We start from the raw sequence: 18,546 nt of genomic DNA on the forward strand, positions 1-18,546 counted from the left end.
CGCCCCTCAAACCCGCACACCGGCGGTCAACGAGCGCATGAAGTCATCGGTGTGGCAACCCAAGGCGTCCGCCTTTCCCTTAACCTCGTTCACATCGCGCATGAGATCTCCCACGGCGTCCCGCGTCGATCCCACCAGCGTCGCGCAAGAGCCGATCCGGTCGGCGGCGTCGCCCGTCTGGTCGGCGACATGCTGAATGCCACGGGATATCTCTTCGGTCGCGGCGCGTTGCTGCTCAATGGCGGCGGAGATGGCGGCCATCACCTGCGTCAACGACGCAATGGATTTGGCCAAGCCCCCGGTCGATGACGAGGCGTCGCGCGCCACCTCCTGAATGCGGGTGACTTCGGCGCTGATTTCTTCCGTGGCGCGGGCGGTTTGCCCCGCCAACGCCTTGACCTCCGTCGCCACGACGGCGAAGCCGCGCCCCGCCTCGCCCGCGCGCGCGGCCTCGATGGTGGCGTTCAACGCCAGAAGATTCGTTTGACCGGCGATGCTGCGGATCAGGTGGACGATGCCCTCAATGCGCTGCGCGGTCGCGTCCAAGCGCGCCATGATCCGTTCCGCGTGCTCCGCCTGCCCGACGGATTGCTCGGTGACGCTCAGTCCCGACGACAATTGTCGGCTGATTTCCGTGATCGAGGCGGACAGCTCGCCCGCCGCCGCCGCCACCCCACCCGCCGCGTCGTTCGCCAAGCGCACCGCCTCGGCTCCATCCTGCGCCATCTGGCTGACCTTCACCGCCATGTCGCGCACCTGGGCCGCTTCGGTCGCCGCCCCGCCCACGGTTTTTTGCAAGGCCGATTCAACGCTGCGGATGTTGGCGCTGAAGGCGCTGGACAGGTCGCGCAGATAGTCGGTCAACGCCTGTTGGCCGCGCCGCTCCGCCTCGCGCGCGGCGACCAGCGCGTCGATGTCCTGATAGAACACCAGCCACACCGGATAACCGGCGATCTCGAACGCCATCAAGGTGACGGACACATTCAGCAACGAACCGTCCTTGCGCGTGTGCCGCCATTCAAAGCGATCATGACCGTTGCGCCGCACACGCTCGACTACAGCGGCGCTGAGATCGGTTGATCGTTCGCCATTGGCTTGGAATTCGGGATCAAACGCGTCGGGCGGCAAGCCGATCAGGTCGCCGGGATCGTCATAGCCCAGCATCCGCGCCGCCGCGTTGTTGCAATCCACGATGACGTCCCGATGCATCAGCATGTAACCATCGGGCGACGCTTCAAAAATGCGCCGAAACAGACGCCGTCGAAACCGCCATCCTCCCGGCCCTCCCCCACTCACTTTGTCCAGCATGTCCGCCATTCCTGCGATGAACCGATTGCCTGAAAACCACAAAACACATCGGATGGCGGAAGCCAGAACTTCCCCCCTTGCCAGTGGAGCGATAAGAAATTTCTTCGGATTTCGCTAAAATAGGGTCGATCTGAATAAAAATGGGCAAGCCCGAAGGCTTGCCCAGTCACGATCAACGGTAGGCGACGCAAACGGATTTGGTTTCGAGATAATTGTCGAGGGCGCCGCGCCCATGCTCCCGACCAACGCCCGACTGCTTGAAACCACCGAAGGGCATGTTCTGGTCGGGAAGATTGTGGCTGTTCACCCAAACCGTTCCGGCCTGAATCTGCGGCACGCAGCGCATCATCGTGTTGACGTTGGTCGTCCAGATCGACGCGCCCAAGCCAAAGCGGGTGTCGTTGGCAAGCCGGATCGCTTCGTCCTGGTCGCTGAAGGGGGCGATGGTGATGACGGGGCCGAACACCTCCTCCTGCATCAGCGCCATGTCCTGGCGCACGTCGGTGAACAGTTCGGGGGCCACGTAATAGCCCTCGCCCGGCGCGCTGGCGCCGATGACCGGACGGGCGCCGTCGGCGACGCCGCGCGCGACGCAGGCCTGGACATGGGCCTTGTGACGGGCCGACACCAGCGGGTTGATCTGGTTGCGCGGATCAAGCCCCGAACCGATGGACAACTGACGGGTCACGCCGGAGATGGTGTCCAACACCCGGTCATAGATGCCCTTTTGCGCGTAGATGCGGACGCCCGCGCAACAGGTCTGCCCGGTGTTGAAGAAAGAGCCGACGCCCGCCGCGACGCCCAAAAGATCGAGGTCCATGTCGTCGAACATCAGCATCGGAGCCTTGCCGCCCAGCTCCAGCGTCACCCGCTTCATGTCGCGCATCGCCTGGACGCCAATCAGCTTCCCGGTTTCGGTTGATCCGGTGAAGCTGATCTTCGACACGTCGCGGTGAGCGACCAGCGGCGCTCCGGCCTCTTCGCCCAGACCGGTGACGACGTTGACCACCCCCTCCGGAATCCCCGCCTCCAGGCAGAGCTGCGCCAGCCGGATGGAGGTCAGGGGCGTTTCCTCCGCCGGCTTCAACACCACCGTGCAACCGGCGGCCAGCGCCGGGGCCACCTTCCAACTCGCCATCGTCAGCGGGAAATTCCACGGAGTGATCGCGGCGACGACGCCCACAGGCTCCTTCCGGGTGAAGGCTTGATAGCTCATCCCCGGCGGGATCGGAATTGAAACGTCCAGCGTGGCGCCTTCGATCTTCGTCGCCCAACCGGCCATGTAGCGGAAATACTCAGCCGAAGACTGAACCTCGACCAGCCGCGACAGCATGATCGACTTGCCGTTGTTCAGCGTTTCAAGCTGCGCCAGCTCCTCGCCGTTCTCTTCGATCAGATCGGCCAGCCTCAGCATGACCGCCTGACGCTGGACCGGCGGCATGCGCGCCCAGGGGCCTTCAAACGCCGCCCGCGCCGCTTTGACCGCGCGGTCCACGTCCTCGGCGGAGCCAGCGGGGATCTGCGACAGCGGCTTGCCGGTCGCCGGGTTGTAAACGGTGTAGGTCTTTCCGCTCTTCGCCGAAACAAAGTCGCGGCCAATCACCATCAACGGCGCCGTCAGGAACGCCTCGACCGAGGGCAAAATCCGCTCCACAACACTGTCTGGCCGTGCGATTTTCATGATGTCTCCCTGTTCCGTGTCAGCGGCGACGCCGCGTTGTGTGTGCGCTCCCGTTCGACCGCGCGCCGCGTCAGTCCGCCGGGCGAGTCAAAACGAAATCATGTTCGGCCAACCAGCGTTCGTTCGGACCATCCACCGCATGGAAATCCACGATCAGGGATTCCTTCACCCCAAACACCGCGTCCGATTGCAGATAGCGGTCGCCCGCCACGAAGATGTGCGTGATAAGACGATCAAAACCGGAAGCGGCGATGAGGAAATGCATGTGCGCCGGACGCCAGGGATGGCGGCCCAAGGCGGCCAGCATCCGCCCAACCGGCCCATCGGCGGGAATGGGATAAGACACCGGCTTGATGCCGCGAAAGGCGTAACGACCGTCCGCGTCGGTTCGGAAAACGCCCCGATTGTTGAAGGCTGGCTGAAGGTCCGGTTGCTGGACGTCGTAGAAGCCGTCGGCGTTGTCGGACCAGACGTCGATCAAAGCGTTTTTGATCGGCGCGCCGTCCAGGTCAAGCACGCGGCCCTGGAACAGGCAGACCTCGCCCTTTCCGTCGAGACTGATGGAATCGCCCATGGCGCGCTCCGGCGCGCCATCGACGTGGAAGGGGCCGAAGACGGTGCTTTCGCTGGCGCCGTTGGGCGCGCGGTGATTGATCGCGTCAACCAGCATCGACGCGCCCAAGGCGTCCGACAGCAGGATGAACTCTTGCCGGGTGTCGCCGCACATCTGGCCCGTCCGCGTCAGGAAGGCGATGGCGTGTTCCCACTCCGCCTCGGTCAACCCGACATCCTTGATAAAGCCATGCAGATGCGCGACGAGCGACGTCATGACGCGCCGCAAGCGCGGATCCGTCTCATCGCCAATCCGGGCGTTGACCGCCTCGACGGAGCGGGCTTCCGTGAAATAGCTGGACATCGCTCCTCCTTACGCCGCGCGCGGCGCGGCGCCGTCCCAGGCGCGGGCGATCAGGCCGCGAAGGCCCGCGCGATCCAGGGGTTGCGGGTTCCAATAGGGATTCGACAGGGCCAGATCGACCACGCGGTCCACGCCATCCTGCGGCATGCCCAACGCCGCCAACCCGGCGGGCGCGCCAACGGCGCGGCCAAGCGCGAACAGCGCCGCCGCCGGATCGGGGCCAAGGACGCGGGACAGCTTCGCCATCACGTCGGGAATCGCGGGCGCGTTGTAGGCCAGCGCGTGCGGCAGGATGACCGTGTGCGTTTCCGCATGGGGCAGGTTGAAGCTGCCGCCCAGCGTGTGGCACAGCTTGTGGTGCAGGGACATGCCGACCGACCCCAAACAAATCCCGCACAGCCACGCGCCATACAGCGCCTCGCTGCGGGCGGCCCGATCCTGGGGGGCGGCGGCGATCTGGGGCAAGGCCCGCGCCAGCGCGGCAATCGCCTCGATCGCCAGCGCGTCAATCACCGGATTGCGGTCACGGGCGTAAAGGGCTTCAACCGCGTGGGCGATGGCGTTGACGCCGCTGGTCCCCGACAGGCCGACCGGAAGGCCCAACGTCAAATCCACGTCGTAGATCACCACCTCGGGCAGGACCTTCGGCGTCGATTGCGTGCGCTTCTGGCCGTCGCTGGTTTCGCCCAGGATCGGCGTCATTTCCGATCCGGCGTAGGTCGTCGGCAGAATGATTTGCGGCAGATCGGTGCGCAGCGCGATGGCCTTGGCAAGCCCCGTGGTCGATCCCCCGCCAAGCGCGACCACCACATCGGCCCGCAGGGCGCGCGCCCGGTCCGTCGCAAATTCGCTGACGTCCACCGGCGTGTGCATGACGGCGCCGGGAAAGATCCCGGCCACGCGAGACCCGAGGCGATCCGCCAAGGCTTCGGCGTCGCCCTGTTGAGCCGCCGTGGAGAGGATCAGCGCCCGTTTCGCGTTCAGGCGGTCCACCTCGTCCGGCAATTGGCCCAGCGTCCCCGACCCGAAAATCACCCGAGCCGGGTGGCTCACATAGGTAAAGTTGCGCGGCTCCATCTCATTGTCCCTTGGCTTGGAAAGGCGTGTAATCCACTTGGTGGCGCTCGACGCGCAGCCCTTCGAGCGCGTCGCGGACGCGTAGATGGTCGGGATGGGTCGCGTAGCGCTTCAGCGCGTCCAGGCTCTCGAACTCGGTGACGAGAACCACGTCGCACGCATAAGAAACGCGGCTCTCGTCGATGCCGATGTCCAGGCTGGTCATTCCAGGAACGCGACCGCGCAACGATTCAAAGCTGCGCCTGACCGTTTCCATGCTCCCGCGCTTTTCATCCTCGGTCGCGCCCGCGACGCGCCACATCACGATGTGGCGGACAGGACGTTGAGCGATGGTGTGATCGGTCATGGAAGGCTCCTTTGAGCCTCGTTCGCCGCGACTGCGGCGGGCGGAAACAGAGGCGTGAACGGATGATCTGAGGATCGCACCGAATTATTGCGGTATAAATCACGCAATGTGGGAAACAGCCTTGCGTGTTTCGCAACAATCTCGCCGCCTTTTCGCGGAAACGCCTCTTGCAAAACGCGCAAGAAAGATGAATGTTACCGTATTATCTCGCTGGAGACGCAAAAATGGACCGTCTCACCGAACTTGAGGTGTTCACCAGAATCGCGGATGAAGCCAACCTGACGCGGGCGGCGGACGCGCTTGGCATGTCGGTGTCCGGCGTCAGTCGGCATCTGACCAGCTTGGAAAACCGTCTGGGCGTCCGGCTGGTGCAGCGCACGACCCGGCAACTCTATTTGACGCCCGAGGGAGAGAGCTTCGCCGCCAACGCCCGTGACATCCTGGTCAATCTTCGCGAGGCCGAGGCCAGCGTCAGCGTGGTCGTGGCGCAGCCGCGCGGCACGCTGCGCGTCGGGGCCTCGCTGTCCTTTTCAAAACTGCACCTGATGCCCGTCATCCGTGAGTTCAGGGCGCAATATCCGTTGGTCCGCATCGACCTTCAAATTTCAAACCGCTACTATGATCTTGTTGAAAACGGCCTTGACCTCGCCATTCGGACCCGACGCTCCGAAGTGGACAGCAGCGTCACCATCCGCAAACTCGCTGAAACCCGACGCCTGATCGCCGCGTCTCCAGACTATCTGGAACGCCGAGGCGTCCCGACGGAGCCGAAGGATCTGCTGAAGCATGACATGCTGCTCTATTCCCTGGCGAACGACCCGGATCATCTGAACCTGGCGCGCGACGGCGAAATGATCCGCATCCCCCTCACCGGCGAGATGGTGTGCAACGATGGGCAAATCCTGCGGCAAGCGGCCCTGGATGGGTTGGGAATAATCGTTCAACCGGCCTACATCCTGCACGCGGATCTCAAAGCCGGGCGGTTGGTCCGCGTCTTGCCGGATTGGGAATTGCCCCGCCTGGTCATGAATCTCGCCTTCCCCTCCCGCACCCATCTCCCCGCCCGCACCCGGTTGTTCATCAACGCCCTGGTCGAGTATTTTTCCCGGAATGACTTTGAATCCGAATGGGATTCGTTGACGTAGCCGCGCGGCGCGGCTTCCATTCCGCTTGCTCCCCGGCCCGGCGCAGACGCCTCCCCCATCCGTTCACCAAAGAGTCGGAGGCCAGCGCTTGGCCTCCCCCGTCTCTTTGGTCGAACGGTCGCCGGGCGGTTACGGCTGCATCAGAACCGACTTCGAGGGGTAGTCGGACGCCCAGGTGGCCGGCAGCGGGGCGACGAACACATTCTCCGTCCGCGTGCGGGTGAGCCGCCATTTGCCATCCGGCTCCTTGCGGAATCCGTTGTTCAGACGCGACGAGCGCAGCAGCGCCTTGCCGTCGGAAAACAACCAGGGTTGCATGTGAACCCATTGGGCATCCGCCGTCCGCCCATCCTCATGAACATGAATCTGTTCCGACGTCAGATAGTGACAGTTGAGGATGAGGGCGGGATCGCGGCGGCTGCCCCAGAAATTTTCAAAATGCTTGCGCAGCGCCGGCTTGCCTTCAACCCGGCCAAACTGGTTGGTGTAATACTCGCCGACGCCTTCCCAAACCGCGTCCTCCGTATACAGTTCCAGGATCAGCTCAATGCGGGCTTGATCGTCGGCGACGCCGAATTCGGGGTTGGGCGTGTCGCACAAGAACATGTAGCGGGCTTCCAACCGACGGATGTCGGCTTCGGCCTCCAGAAGCTCGACGCGCCGAACCAGGGCCGCAATATCGGTGGCGTTTGTCATGGCTGTGTTCTCACCTTATCCGGGGGGAATGATTCCCGGCACGGCGCCAGCGGCGCCAGCGCAACCTTCGGGACCGCGTCCACGGTACTGGCAAACCTCCGACGGTCAAGCGGTAATATTCACGTAAATACCGCTCGTGTCGATGGTTTTGGCAAAAATCCCCGCGTTTCCTGAGACTTCACGCCGCCCCGCCGCCTTGGCGGCTTCTGAAAATCACTTTTGCGATGATTGCAAAAATATTGCGTGAAAAATCATGTTATGGTCATGGTTGACAAGGGTGACAATAAGCTCTGCGCACAAAGCCGTGAATCACGCCCAGCCCGCCCCTCCAAGGCGGCGGCGCGCGCTCGTGTATGTCGTTTTAACACATTGATATCAAATGAATATTTTCTTCCCTGCCCCACAAACCATATTGACGGACCACCGAATTACGGTAACTTTCATGCAATCGGGGAGCGAGACAGACCCTGTCTCCGATCAACAGAAAAGACAGCCATGACACAGCAGAACGACACTCATGGGTCGATCTTCACGGAAACCCTGGATCTGGGTTCCGCGCAGGGATTGACGGTCGCGGTCAAGGATTGCATCGACATCGCGGGGCATCCCACCCGCTGCGGTTCCGCCGCCTTCGACAACGCCCCTCCGGCGCGCAAGAACGCCGCCGTCATCACGCGGTTGCTCGCGTCGGGTTGCCGCGTCATCGGCAAAACCACCATGCACGAGCTTGCCTATGGAATGACGGGCGTGAACGCCCACGCTGGAACCCCCGTCAACCCGCGCTGGCCATATCTTATTCCCGGAGGCTCCTCCTCGGGATCGGCGGTCGCCGTGGCGGCTGGCCTTGTTGATTTTGCGATCGGCACCGACACCGGCGGCTCGATCCGCCAACCGGCCATCTGCTGCGGGGTGATCGGCATGAAGCCGACCTTCGGGCGCGTCGACCGTTCCGGCGCCACGCCCGCCGCCAGCTCGCTGGACTGCGTCGGCCCCCTGGCGCGCCGGATGGACACGCTGGAACGCGCAATGGCGGCCATCGACCCGAGCTTCGTCGCGGCCCCGCGCCTGGACGCGCCCCCCCGCGTCGCCCGACTGCGCTTGGCCGACGGCGACGCGGCGACGGCGTGGAGCGCCCCGCTCCTTGGAGCGGATCTGACCGTGACCGACGTTGAGTCGCCGTTGCTGAACGACGCCTTCCGGGCCGGAATGATCGTCATCGCGCGCGAAACCCACGGGGCCTTTGGGCATTTGCTGGCTGAACACGCGCCTTTGGGCGAGGACGTGCTGGCCCGCCTTCGCGCCGCCGCCGCCGTGACGGACGAAGAGCTGGCTTGGGCCGAAGACGTCCGCGTCCGCTTCACCGCCGAGGTGGACGCCATTCTGTCCGACCACGACGTTCTCATCACCCCGGCGCTTCCAATCCCCCCGCCCAGACTGGACGAGGCGCAGGACCCGCAACGGGTTCTGCCGCTGACCCGCTATCTGCGCCCCTTCAACCTGTCGGGGCATCCCGCCATCGTTCTGCCGGCGACCGACGACGCCGGTCTTCCGACCGGACTTCAGATCGTCGGACGCGCGTTTGACGATCCTCAGCTTTGCGCCATCGCAAGCTGGTTCAGCGCGGCGGCTCCCAAACTTCAGGCGCCCCACACTTCAGCCGAAGGACAAAATCCATGAGCGCACCCAACACGGCCGCCGCCGCGACGACTCTCGAAAGCCTCAAGGCCGACATTCGCGCGCGTCGAAATGATTTCCAGACGCTCCGTCACATCCCCTTGGACATCGTCCGCAAGTTCCAGGAGATCGGCGTCTATCGCGCCTTCGTTCCCGCCCGCTTCGGCGGCGACGCCCGTTCGCCTGCGGATTTTTGCCGCCTGATCGAAGAGATTTCCACGGCGGACGCGTCCGCCGGTTGGGTGGCCAGCTTCGGCGTCTCCACCACCTACCTCGCCGCGTTGCCGAAGGAAACCTACGCCGCGATCTATGGGGCGGATCCGAACACGGTCTTCTCCGGGGCGATGTACCCGCCGCAACCCACCCGCAAGGTGGCGGGCGGGCTGGAGCTGTCGGGCCGCTGGCCCTGGTGTTCGGGCGTGATGGGGTCGTCGTTGGTTGGCATGGGCATCAAAATTGACGGGGAAACCAGCCCGCTGCCCCGCACCGCCGTCACGCCGCGCGCGAACGTGACGGTTCACGAGACCTGGGACACCATCGGCCTGCGCGGCACCGGCAGCCACGAGGTGACGGCGGAGCGCGTGGTGGTCCCCGAAGACTGGATCTTCATCCGTGGCGGAACGCCGTCGATGGACGACGCCATTTTCCGCTACCCCGCCATGGCGCTGGCCGCCCAGGTTCTCGCCGTGGTCGCGCTTGGCGCGGCGCGGGCGGCGCTGGACTGGCTGCGGGAGGATGCGGTGGGCCGCGCCTCGATCACCGGCGCGCCAAGCCCCGCCGCGCGCGGCTATGTCCAGACCGGCGTCGCCCGCGCCGAAGGTCTGCTGCTCGGCGCCCGCGCGGCCTTCTATGACGCCATCGAACAGGGGTGGGAGCAGATGCTGACCAAGGGCGAGGTGGATCGGGCCACGTTGATCCGCCTGCGCCAGGTCGCCTCGAAAGCCGCCGAGGATGGCGCCGAGGCGGCCCGGATCGCCTTCGTGCTCGGCGGGTCGGACTCGATGAACAGCAGCCATCCGCTGGGCCGTTGCATGATCGACGCCGCCTGCGTCGCCCAGCACGCCTTCCTCGGGGCCGGAAGCTGGCAGATGGCCGGAGCCGTCCTGTTGAACCAGCCCGCCGCCCCCGGCTTCCCCTAAGCCCCCTGGCGCAATCGACAATCACGCCAAAATCAAGACAGGTGGATGACGACGATGACCGAACAAAAGCCGATCCGCACCCTGCTGTGCATCGCCGTGCAGCAGAATTTTTTCGACCTGCCGTTCGATCAGATCGGCATGGTTTGGGCCGGAATGAAGCAGTTCCTCGCCACCGTTCACAAGATGCCGGGCGTCACCGTTCTCGGCACGTTCGACGATGACGAAACGATGGTCGGCACATCGCCCACCGGCTTCCCCTGGACCTGCTATCTGATGGCCGATTTCCCCAACCGCGAGTCGGTCGTCGCCGCCTGCAACCTGTTCCGCACGATCGAGGTTGGCGATCAGGGCCACCGCCTGTGGCGGTATCAGCGCATCGAGGCCCGCATGGGCCGCCCGCTGCCCGCCCCTGAACTCTGATTCCTCGTGAGAAGCTCGAAAGGAAGAGCCATGTCCGTCGCCCACGCTCCGGTTCGACCGGAAGATCTTGTTGAGCATGATCGGGTGCAAACCCCCTTGTACGAAGATCCGGCCCTTTTTGAAGAGGAGATGGAGAAGATCTTCGGACACACCTGGGTGTTTGTCGCCCATGGTTCGGAAGTGCCGGAAAAAGGCTCCTTCATCCTGTCCTGGGTTGGCCGCCAGCCGGTGATCGTCGTGCGCGACCGCAAGGGCGACATCAACGTCCTGGTCAACCGCTGCCGTCACCGCGCCGCCACGGTGTGCGAGGTGAAGAAGGGCAAGACCTCGTCGTTCCAATGCCCGTATCATGGCTGGGGCTATGGGCTGGATGGCTCCCTGCGCGCCGTTCCCTACCCCGAACAATATGGCGCGGATTTCGACAAGGCGACGCTGGGGATGAAGGCCCTGCGCGCCGAATCCTACCAGAACATGATCTTCGCCACGCTCGACAACGACATCGAACCGCTGGTCGATCACCTTGGCGCGGCGAAAAAATGGATCGACCTGTTCATGAAGCAGGGCGGCGGCTATCCGGTCAAGGTTCTGGGCGAACATCAATTCACCGTGCCGATGAACTGGAAGATCCAGCTCGAAAACACGACGGACGCCTACCACTTCCCGGTGGTCCACAAATCCTTCATCCAAACGCTGGACGCGGAAGCCACCAACACCTTCTCCTTCTTTGACAAGGCGGGCTTCGTCGAGGATCTGGGCAACGGCCATTCCGTGGCGGTCATGATCCCCGAACTGATCGACCTTGAGGAAAACCTCGACGAGCCGATCCCCGAACGGTACCAGGAGCTGGCGCAGGCCCTGCGCGACGAGGGATTGAGCGACGACAAGGTGCGCCGGATCGTGCGCGCCACCGGCGGGGCTGGCTTCAATCTGAACCTGTTTCCAAACGTCTCGCTGTCACTGTCCTTCTTCCGCGTCCTGCGGCCGCTCAGCGTCCGGGACACCGCGATCCGCCATGTCTGCCTGGGCATGGACGGCGGCCCCGTCGCCGCCAACCGGATGCGAATGCGCTTGCAGGAGCATTTCCAAGGTCCGATGGGCTTCGGCACCCCGGACGACTCCGAGGTTTGGGAGCGCGTTCAGCGCGGCACGCTGGGCGGCAAGGAACTGCCGATTTTGGTGAACCGTGGATTGGTGGACGAAGTGCCGGGCGTCGATGGCCCGCGCGGGCATCTCAGCGCGGAAACCGGCATGCGCGCCGCCTACCAAATGTGGAAGAGGATGATGAGCCAATGAGCGCGATGACCACAAACACCACAAGCGTCAGCCTGCAAGAGTTGGCTGAGTTCGTCTGGCGCGAAGCCGACATTCTGGACCGTTGCGAGTACGACGCCTGGCTGGCGCTGTGGACCACCGACGGCCGCTACGTCGTCCCGATAGCCCCCGGCGAGAATTACGAGGACCAGGTGAACGTCTGTTACGACGACGCCAAGATGCGCAAGCTGCGGATCGAGCGTTTCCAACAGGGCTTCTCCATCTCCTCCGCGCCCCCCGCCGACACCGTCCGCACCGTTTCGCGCTTTGTCCTGCACAGCGTGACGGAGGAGGAGATCGTCCTGCGCTGCGCCGAACATGTCGTGGAAAGCAAGTTCGGTCGTCAACGCGTCTACGCGGCGAATCTCACCTACACGCTGGCGCGGGTCGACGGCGCTCTGCGCATCCGCCACAAGGTGGCGCGTCTGCTGAATTCGGATGGGGAGCTGACGGCGTTCAGCTATCTGTTCTGATGGCCGCCCCGCGTCCTGAAACCCTTCAGACGGCTGTGGTGACGGGCGGGGCGAGCGGCCTGGGCGCGCTCACCGTCCGGGCGCTGCACCGCGCGGGCTTCCGCGTCGTCATCACCGATCTGGCGTCCGGCCCCGCCGAACAGTTGGCGCAGGAACTGGATCTGGCCGGGGAGACCGCCACGGCGGCCACGCTGGACGTGTCCAAGTCCGAGGATTTTCAACGAGTCCTGGATCGCTGCGTCGAACGCTGGGGAAGCGTCGAGGTTCTCGTCAACAACGCCGCCCGCACCGTGGTGAAGCCGGTGTTGGACATCGGGCTTGACGAGTTCAACGCCGTGATGGCGACCAACGTCGGGGGAACCTTCGCCGGGTGCCAGATCTTTGGCCGCCATTTCAAACAGCGCGGCTATGGCCGCCTCATCAACATGGCGTCCTTGGCCGGACAGAATGGCGGCACCGCCACCGGCGCGCATTACGCCGCCTCGAAGGGGGCCATTCTGACCCTGACCAAGGTCTTCGCCCGCGATCTGGCCCCGTTCGGCGTCACCTGCAACGCCATCGCGCCGGGACCGATGGACACCCCGGCGGTTCGCGCGGTGCTCACCCCCGACCGGCTGCCGACGGCGTTGGCCGGAATCCCGGTTGGAACGCTGGGCAACCCTGACTTCGTCGCCGATCTCGTCACGCTTCTGGCCAAGCCGGACTCCGGCTTCGTCACCGGGGCCTGCTGGGACGTCAATGGGGGGATCTACATGCGATGAACGACACGCCCAAGCAAACCCTGACTGTCACCGAACGGATCGAAGAGCCGGGCAACGTCCTGCGGGTGACGCTCGCCGCGTCGGATGGCGCGCGCCTGCCCGCCTTCACGGCGGGCGCGCACATCGACCTGCGGCTGCAAGACGGCGATCTGGATCTGTGGCGGCAATATTCGCTCTGCTCCGATCCGGCCCGCGACGATCATTATGAAATCGGCGTCTTGCGCGCGCCGCAAAGCCGGGGCGGGTCCGAAGCGGTCCATCGGCTGGCCGTCGTCGGCGCGCGGTTCACCATCGATGGCCCGCGCAACCATTTCGCCCTGGTTGAGGAGGCCCGCAAAACCGTCCTGTTCGGCGGCGGCATCGGGATCACCCCGATGCTCGCCATGGCGCAGCGGCTGCACCGCTTGCGCCGTGACTTCGTGGTGCATTACTGCACGCGATCGGAAGGGGCGACCGCGTTCCGCGACGTGATCGCCGTCGCCCCCTGGGCGGATCGGGTGGTGTTCCACCACGACGATCAGGATCCGGCGCAACGGCTTGATCTTGCCCGCGACCTGCCGCCGCCGGACGCCGACACCCATCTCTACGTGTGCGGCCCACAAGGCTTCATGGATTGGGTGATCGGAACGGCGACCACGGCGGGCCACGCGCCCGCCAACGTGCACCGCGAGTATTTCTCCGCCGAGGTCGATGTTTCGGGCGACAGCTTCGAGGTCACGGCGCGGCGCTCCGGCGTCACCGTGACCGTCGGCCCGCAGGAGACCATCGCCAAGGCGTTGGCCCGCGTCGGCGTGTCCATCACGGTCAAGTGTGAAGAGGGCGTGTGCGGCACCTGCGTGACCGACATTCTGGAAGGAACGCCGGACCACCGCGACCAGTTCCTGACGGACGACGAACGCAAGGAAGGCTCGATGCTGTGCGTCTGCTGCTCGCGCGCCCAATCAAAGACGCTGATTCTGGACATTTGAAAGGAGACGCCATGACCACCCCCGCCGCTCCCCAACCCCTGCCGCCCGAAGCGTTGGCCTTTCGCAGCGGCATGAGCCGTCTGGGCGCCGCCGTGAATCTCGTCACCACCGACGGCCCCGCCGGTCGCCACGGGTTGACCGTGTCCGCCGTGTGTTCGGTGACGGACAGCCCGCCCACCCTGCTCGTCTGCGTCAACAGCAACGCCTTTTCCCACGACGCGTTTTTGCAAAACGGCGTCCTGTGCGTCAACGTGCTGAACAGCAACCACGCGGACTTGTCCCGCGCCTTCGCCCGCTGGACCGGCGAGGATCGTTTCGCCAAGGGGAACTGGGTTCGGGGCGGCACCGGCGCCCCGGCGCTGTCCGACGCGTCGGCGTCCTTCGACTGCCAGATCGTCGATCATCAGCGCAAAGGCACCCACACCGTCCTGTTTTGCGAGGTTCAATCCACCGCGCTCAGCGACGGCCCCAGCGAAGGCTTGATCTGGTTTGGGCGCGATTTCCACACGCTGAAGGCGACGGGATGATCCCCGTCATATCTCCCCCAGTTGGTTGAAAACCTTCTGGAGCAGGCCGTTGAGGGTGGCGATGTCGTTCGGCGCGATGTCGAGAAAGGAACCGGCCAGGATGCTGTCCGCCTCCGCCATGGCGAGTTGACGCATCCGGTCGCCATAGGGCGTCAGGCTGACCTCGGTCGCGCGCGCGTCAGCCGGACTGGTCCGCGTGACGACCAACCCGTCGGCCAGCATTCTTTGCACGATCTTCGTGGCCGTGTTCAGCTTCAAAACGCTGAACTCGGCGATTTGCGACACGCTCAGATGCTCATCCTCGTGCAAGGACATCAAGACCCGCCAGCGCGGCATGTCCAGATTGATCGGCTTCAACCGTTGCTCCAGCACCTGCACGTACCGCGCGTTCACGCGCGAAATCCAATAGAAGGGCCAGTCGCGCCGCATGCGCTTTCGGGAAAATCTGTCCGTGTCGGCGTCGAGGGCTTCGGGTGTCAGCCGTGGATCAGAACTGGTCATGCGATGCCCTTTGTCAGAAAAAGCGCCTTCAACGGCAAGGCCTCCAGCGCGCTGTCAGACCGCGCGCGGCGCGACCACGCGCAATGGTTGGCTGAATAAACGAAAAGGAGCGCGGTCACAAGACCGCTGGCTCCGGCATTGCCCAGCAAAATTAACAGGAGATTCCGCTTCATTCTGTGAACAAACCCGTCAATTGAACAATCAAGATTATTTTTTCGCCGCGTGATAAATTGTTTTTCAGAATTTAAAAAGAAATATCACCGATTAGCAAAAGAACTATCGGAATTATTATTATATCATCGTCCATAATGTTTGGTGATCTGAAGATAGATTCCCAGATGGCGCGCCTTTCCCGCGAAACTGAGATGGGCCAAGCCGAATCAGCCCCCGTCCAGTTCCGTCACATCGGCCTGGGAAAAAACGATCAATCGCTGGCATCGCACAGACCCTACGACGACATCACAACGGAGAACGCCTTATGTGCAACGCTCAGCGCGGAGCGCCGCAGACTCGCGCGCGCCTGTTCACGTCCCTCGCCCTCACCGGAACCGCGCTGCTCGCCATGACGGCGGCGGCCCACGCCGACGTCACGCTCCATGATGAGAATGGCGTTAAGTTTGAAGGCGGGCTGGTTGCCGGGATTGGCGCGGTCAGCGTGTCAAACGCCAATCTTGGCGCCGGGGTGGTCAAGCCCGACGGCACGACGCAGAAAGACCGCAATTGGGCGGAGGGCTACATCGCGCCCAGCGCCAAGCTCACCGTCACCACGGACGCCGTTGGCGCTTTCTACTCCGGCGTCCGGGTCATCAGCAGCGGCACCGCTGGCGACGGCGACGCCGCCGGCTTTGTCCAGGGCCGTCAGGCCCGCACGGACTTCGACACTCTCTATGTCGGCTGGAAGTCGGCCAATCTGTTTCCCAGCTTGGGCGAAAACGCCATCGACGTCAGCTATGGCCGCCAGAATTTCGTGATTGGCGATGGCTTCATCATCGGCGACGGCACGTTTGACTCCAACCGGCTTGGCGCGTCCTGGCTTGGTCCGCGCCGGGGATGGAACACCGGCACAGCGGTGGCCCGCTTTGACGTCGAACCGATCCACGCCGATTTTTTTCGCCTGAAAAGCGACAAGAACAGCAACACCGACGTGATTTACGGCGCCAATCTGGAGTGGCGCGGCGGACCGGAGGGCAAAACTTCGATCGGCGCCGCCTACATGCGGATCAACGAGTCCAAGTTGGCCACGCGCAAGGGCATGGACATTTACAACGCGCGCGCCATCGGCGTCGCCATTCCGCAGGTTCCGAACCTGACCTTGTCGGCGGAGTATGTGAACGAGCGCAACACCCGCGCCGCGACCAAACTGGACGCCTCGGCCTGGTACGGCGAGGTGGGCTACACCCTGGCCGATCTTCCGTGGACGCCGCGCCTTGGCTATCGCTACAGCCAATTCAGCGGCGACAAAGCCTCCACGAGCAAAAGCGAGGCGTTCGATTCGCTGCACTTGGCCTTCCCGCGTTGGGGCGCCTGGTTGCAGGGGGAAATCAACGGTGAATATTTCCCCACCTCCAACAGCAACGTGAAGGTCAACACCATCCAACTCGCGGCGCAGCCAACGGAAGAGGTGACGCTGACCGCCCTGCTCTATGATTTCCGCTTTGACCAAAAGCCGGTTGGCGTCACCAACAGCCATGTCGGCAACGAGATCAACCTGATCGTCGATTGGGCCGCGACCCCAAATCTGCTTATCAGCGGCGTGGGCGGGCGCTTCTTCGCTGGCGACGGCGGCAAGCAGTTCCTGGGCGGCAACAAGGACAGCGCCGTGTTCGAGGTGATGGCGACCCTCACCTACTGATCCTGTCCTGATCCTTCCATCCTTCTGGCTCCATCCAGATCCCTCCACTGTGGAGACCTCGCCAATCGGTTGGGTCTCCACTTTTTTTGACCCGGTTTCCAGACAGAGGCCGCGTCGGCCTCGCCGCGCCGTCATCACCCAACCATGATACCCATTAGGTATGAAGTTTTGATCCAATCGGTCTTGGACCGAAATCATTGTTTTCAGCGATCATCCGGCAACACAATGATGTGATCGGGGATGTTCGCGTGACGAAAATCGAGCGGGTCGAGACCTTCATTTTGGATCTGCCGACCATCCGACAGCATGTCCTGGCGATGGCGACGATGAAAATGCAATCGATGGTGATCGTCCGCGTCACCGCGTCCGACGGCGTCGTCGGCTGGGGCGAAGGGGCGACCATCGGCGGTCTGAGCTATGGCGAGGAATCCGTCGAGGGCATGGCGCTGGCCATTGACGCCTACATGACGCCGCTGCTGATCGGGCTGGACGCCGACCGGGTTGGCGCGGCGATGGCGCGGATCGGGGCCTTCGTCCAGGGCAACAACACGGCCAAATGCGCGGTGGAAACCGCGCTTCAGGACGCGGCGGCCCGGCGGCTGGGCGTGCCGTTGGCCCACCTGTTCGGCGGGCGGCTGCGCGATCGGCTGCCCTGCGCCTGGACGCTGGCCAGCGGGCAATCCGATCTCGACGTCGCCGAGGCCGAACAACTGCTCGACGTCCGCCGCCACAACATCTTCAAGCTGAAGATCGGCAAGCGCGCGCTGGCCGACGACATCGCCCACATCGCGGCGATCAAGCGCGCGTTGGGCGACCGCGCCAGCGTCCGGGTGGACGTCAACCAAGCCTGGAGCGTCACCGAGGCTCGGCGCGGTTTGGCGGCGTTGGCCGACGTGGGCGCCGATCTGGTGGAACAGCCGGTGCGCCGCCAGCATCTGGCGGCGTTGGCCCAACTGACGCAGGATTTTCCAATCGCCGTGATGGCCGACGAGATTCTGCGCGGCCCGGACGACGCGTTCCGCGTCGCGGCGGCGGCGGGGGCCGACGTGTTTTCGGTCAAGCTCTCCCAGTCGGGCGGCGTCGGTCCGGCGGCGAAGGTCGCGGCCATCGCCGAAGCCGCCGGGATCGGCCTTTACGGCGGCACCATGATCGAAACCGGGGTCGGCACGGCGGCGGCGGCCCAACTCTTCGCCACCCTGCCCCGGCTCGACTGGGGAACCGAACTCTTCGGCCCTCTGCTGTTCACCGACGAGATCCTGACCACGCCCCTGCGCTACGAGGATTTCGCGCTGGTCGTGCCGGATGGGCCGGGCATCGGCGTGGACATCGACCCCGACCACCTCGACGCCCTGCGCCGCGACCGTCCGCGCAGCGTCCACACCACGCGCGCCATCACCCAAACGGGAGACTGATCCCATGCTGTTCCATGTGACGATGACCGTGCGCCTGCCCGCCGACATGCCGGTGGACGCCGCCACGGATCTGAAGGCGCGCGAAAAGGCCATCGCCGCCGACCTGCAACGCAGCGGCAAATGGCGCCATCTGTGGCGCGTCGCCGGGGCCTACGCCAACGTCAGCGTCTTCGACGTCGCCGACAACGCCGAACTGCACGAGCTTCTGCTCGGCCTGCCGCTGTTCCCCTACATGGACATCGCGGTGACGCCGCTGTGCCGTCATCCATCCTCAGTGCGCGACGGCGACGTCTGATCCTTCACACCGCCACACAACGAACAACCAAATCACCAGGGAGA

The 18,546-nt window shown here is 64.3% G+C and carries 20 protein-coding genes; 12 read left to right on the forward strand and 8 right to left on the reverse strand.

Features of this window, described 5'->3' with window-relative positions:
* Positions 1-6: 6 nt before the first annotated feature.
* The 5 genes from ACODS4_RS07085 to ACODS4_RS07105 form a co-directional block, all read right to left on the reverse strand.
* Complete coding sequence (locus tag ACODS4_RS07085; protein ID WP_488862096.1) at positions 7-1,317, reverse strand: methyl-accepting chemotaxis protein; 1,311 nt, start codon at positions 1,315-1,317, stop codon at positions 7-9.
* Between the two features lie 163 nt (positions 1,318-1,480).
* Positions 1,481-2,989, reverse strand: coding sequence for an aldehyde dehydrogenase family protein (locus tag ACODS4_RS07090; protein WP_488862098.1), 1,509 nt, complete (start codon positions 2,987-2,989; stop codon positions 1,481-1,483).
* A 70-nt stretch (positions 2,990-3,059) separates the two neighbouring features.
* Positions 3,060-3,905 carry an intradiol ring-cleavage dioxygenase gene (locus ACODS4_RS07095; RefSeq protein ID WP_488862100.1) on the reverse strand — a complete coding sequence of 282 codons (846 nt, stop codon included), beginning with the start codon at positions 3,903-3,905 and terminating at the stop codon, positions 3,060-3,062.
* 9 nt (positions 3,906-3,914) lie between these two features.
* A complete protein-coding gene (locus ACODS4_RS07100; protein WP_488862102.1) occupies positions 3,915-4,982 on the reverse strand; it encodes a maleylacetate reductase in 1,068 nt (355 codons plus the stop codon).
* 1 nt (position 4,983) lies between these two features.
* Positions 4,984-5,328 carry a Dabb family protein gene (locus ACODS4_RS07105; RefSeq protein ID WP_488862104.1) on the reverse strand — a complete coding sequence of 115 codons (345 nt, stop codon included), beginning with the start codon at positions 5,326-5,328 and terminating at the stop codon, positions 4,984-4,986.
* Positions 5,329-5,552: 224 nt separating this feature from the next.
* On the opposite strand from ACODS4_RS07105, the gene ACODS4_RS07110 reads away from it, so the two are divergent.
* The gene (locus tag ACODS4_RS07110; protein ID WP_488862106.1) at positions 5,553-6,473 is read left to right on the forward strand and encodes a LysR family transcriptional regulator; all 921 of its coding nucleotides are present in this window, start codon (positions 5,553-5,555) and stop codon (positions 6,471-6,473) included.
* A 129-nt stretch (positions 6,474-6,602) separates the two neighbouring features.
* Here the strand turns inward: ACODS4_RS07110 and ACODS4_RS07115 are convergent, their stop codons facing one another.
* Positions 6,603-7,169 carry a nuclear transport factor 2 family protein gene (locus ACODS4_RS07115; RefSeq protein WP_488862108.1) on the reverse strand — a complete coding sequence of 189 codons (567 nt, stop codon included), beginning with the start codon at positions 7,167-7,169 and terminating at the stop codon, positions 6,603-6,605.
* A gap of 264 nt (positions 7,170-7,433) precedes the next feature.
* Between ACODS4_RS07115 and ACODS4_RS07120 the strand changes: the two genes are divergently transcribed.
* Genes ACODS4_RS07120 through ACODS4_RS07155 form a run of 8 tightly spaced genes read left to right on the forward strand, consistent with a single transcriptional unit; the run spans position 7,434 to position 14,442 of the window.
* Positions 7,434-8,846, forward strand: a complete 1,413-nt coding sequence (locus ACODS4_RS07120; protein ID WP_488862110.1) for an amidase — start codon at positions 7,434-7,436, stop codon at positions 8,844-8,846.
* The gene (locus tag ACODS4_RS07125) at positions 8,843-9,982 is read left to right on the forward strand and encodes an acyl-CoA dehydrogenase family protein (RefSeq protein WP_488862112.1); all 1,140 of its coding nucleotides are present in this window, start codon (positions 8,843-8,845) and stop codon (positions 9,980-9,982) included. Before ACODS4_RS07120 ends, ACODS4_RS07125 begins: the two co-directional genes overlap by 4 nt.
* A 54-nt stretch (positions 9,983-10,036) precedes the next feature.
* Positions 10,037-10,402 (forward strand): hypothetical protein, encoded by a 366-nt coding sequence (locus tag ACODS4_RS07130; protein ID WP_488862114.1) that lies wholly within the window; start codon positions 10,037-10,039, stop codon positions 10,400-10,402.
* A gap of 30 nt (positions 10,403-10,432) precedes the next feature.
* Positions 10,433-11,695 carry an aromatic ring-hydroxylating oxygenase subunit alpha gene (locus ACODS4_RS07135; RefSeq protein WP_488862116.1) on the forward strand — a complete coding sequence of 421 codons (1,263 nt, stop codon included), beginning with the start codon at positions 10,433-10,435 and terminating at the stop codon, positions 11,693-11,695.
* Positions 11,692-12,186, forward strand: coding sequence for an aromatic-ring-hydroxylating dioxygenase subunit beta (locus tag ACODS4_RS07140; protein ID WP_488862118.1), 495 nt, complete (start codon positions 11,692-11,694; stop codon positions 12,184-12,186). Before ACODS4_RS07135 ends, ACODS4_RS07140 begins: the two co-directional genes overlap by 4 nt.
* A complete protein-coding gene (locus tag ACODS4_RS07145) occupies positions 12,186-12,947 on the forward strand; it encodes an SDR family NAD(P)-dependent oxidoreductase (RefSeq protein WP_488862120.1) in 762 nt (253 codons plus the stop codon). Before ACODS4_RS07140 ends, ACODS4_RS07145 begins: the two co-directional genes overlap by 1 nt.
* Positions 12,944-13,915: a PDR/VanB family oxidoreductase gene (locus tag ACODS4_RS07150; RefSeq protein WP_488862122.1), complete on the forward strand. Its 972-nt coding sequence runs from the start codon at positions 12,944-12,946 to the stop codon at positions 13,913-13,915. Before ACODS4_RS07145 ends, ACODS4_RS07150 begins: the two co-directional genes overlap by 4 nt.
* Positions 13,916-13,926: 11 nt before the next feature.
* The gene (locus ACODS4_RS07155) at positions 13,927-14,442 is read left to right on the forward strand and encodes a flavin reductase (RefSeq protein ID WP_488862124.1); all 516 of its coding nucleotides are present in this window, start codon (positions 13,927-13,929) and stop codon (positions 14,440-14,442) included.
* Between the two features lie 6 nt (positions 14,443-14,448).
* Here the strand turns inward: ACODS4_RS07155 and ACODS4_RS07160 are convergent, their stop codons facing one another.
* Both ACODS4_RS07160 and ACODS4_RS07165 read right to left on the reverse strand, forming a co-directional pair.
* On the reverse strand, positions 14,449-14,835 hold the full coding sequence (locus ACODS4_RS07160) for a MarR family winged helix-turn-helix transcriptional regulator (RefSeq protein ID WP_488862126.1): 387 nt from the start codon (positions 14,833-14,835) through the stop codon (positions 14,449-14,451).
* A gap of 104 nt (positions 14,836-14,939) precedes the next feature.
* Positions 14,940-15,116, reverse strand: a complete 177-nt coding sequence (locus ACODS4_RS07165; RefSeq protein ID WP_488862128.1) for a hypothetical protein — start codon at positions 15,114-15,116, stop codon at positions 14,940-14,942.
* A 305-nt stretch (positions 15,117-15,421) separates the two neighbouring features.
* Between ACODS4_RS07165 and ACODS4_RS07170 the strand changes: the two genes are divergently transcribed.
* From ACODS4_RS07170 to catC, 3 genes are all read left to right on the forward strand, one after another.
* Entirely contained in the window at positions 15,422-16,795 is a 1,374-nt protein-coding gene (locus tag ACODS4_RS07170) for an alginate export family protein (protein WP_488862130.1), read from the forward strand.
* A gap of 248 nt (positions 16,796-17,043) precedes the next feature.
* On the forward strand, positions 17,044-18,207 hold the full coding sequence (locus ACODS4_RS07175) for a muconate/chloromuconate family cycloisomerase (RefSeq protein ID WP_488862132.1): 1,164 nt from the start codon (positions 17,044-17,046) through the stop codon (positions 18,205-18,207).
* Between the two features lie 4 nt (positions 18,208-18,211).
* Complete coding sequence (catC, locus tag ACODS4_RS07180; RefSeq protein ID WP_488862134.1) at positions 18,212-18,502, forward strand: muconolactone Delta-isomerase; 291 nt, start codon at positions 18,212-18,214, stop codon at positions 18,500-18,502.
* Positions 18,503-18,546: the final 44 nt, after the last annotated feature.

The sequence above is a fragment of the Azospirillum sp. FG154 genome (assembly GCF_057809575.1).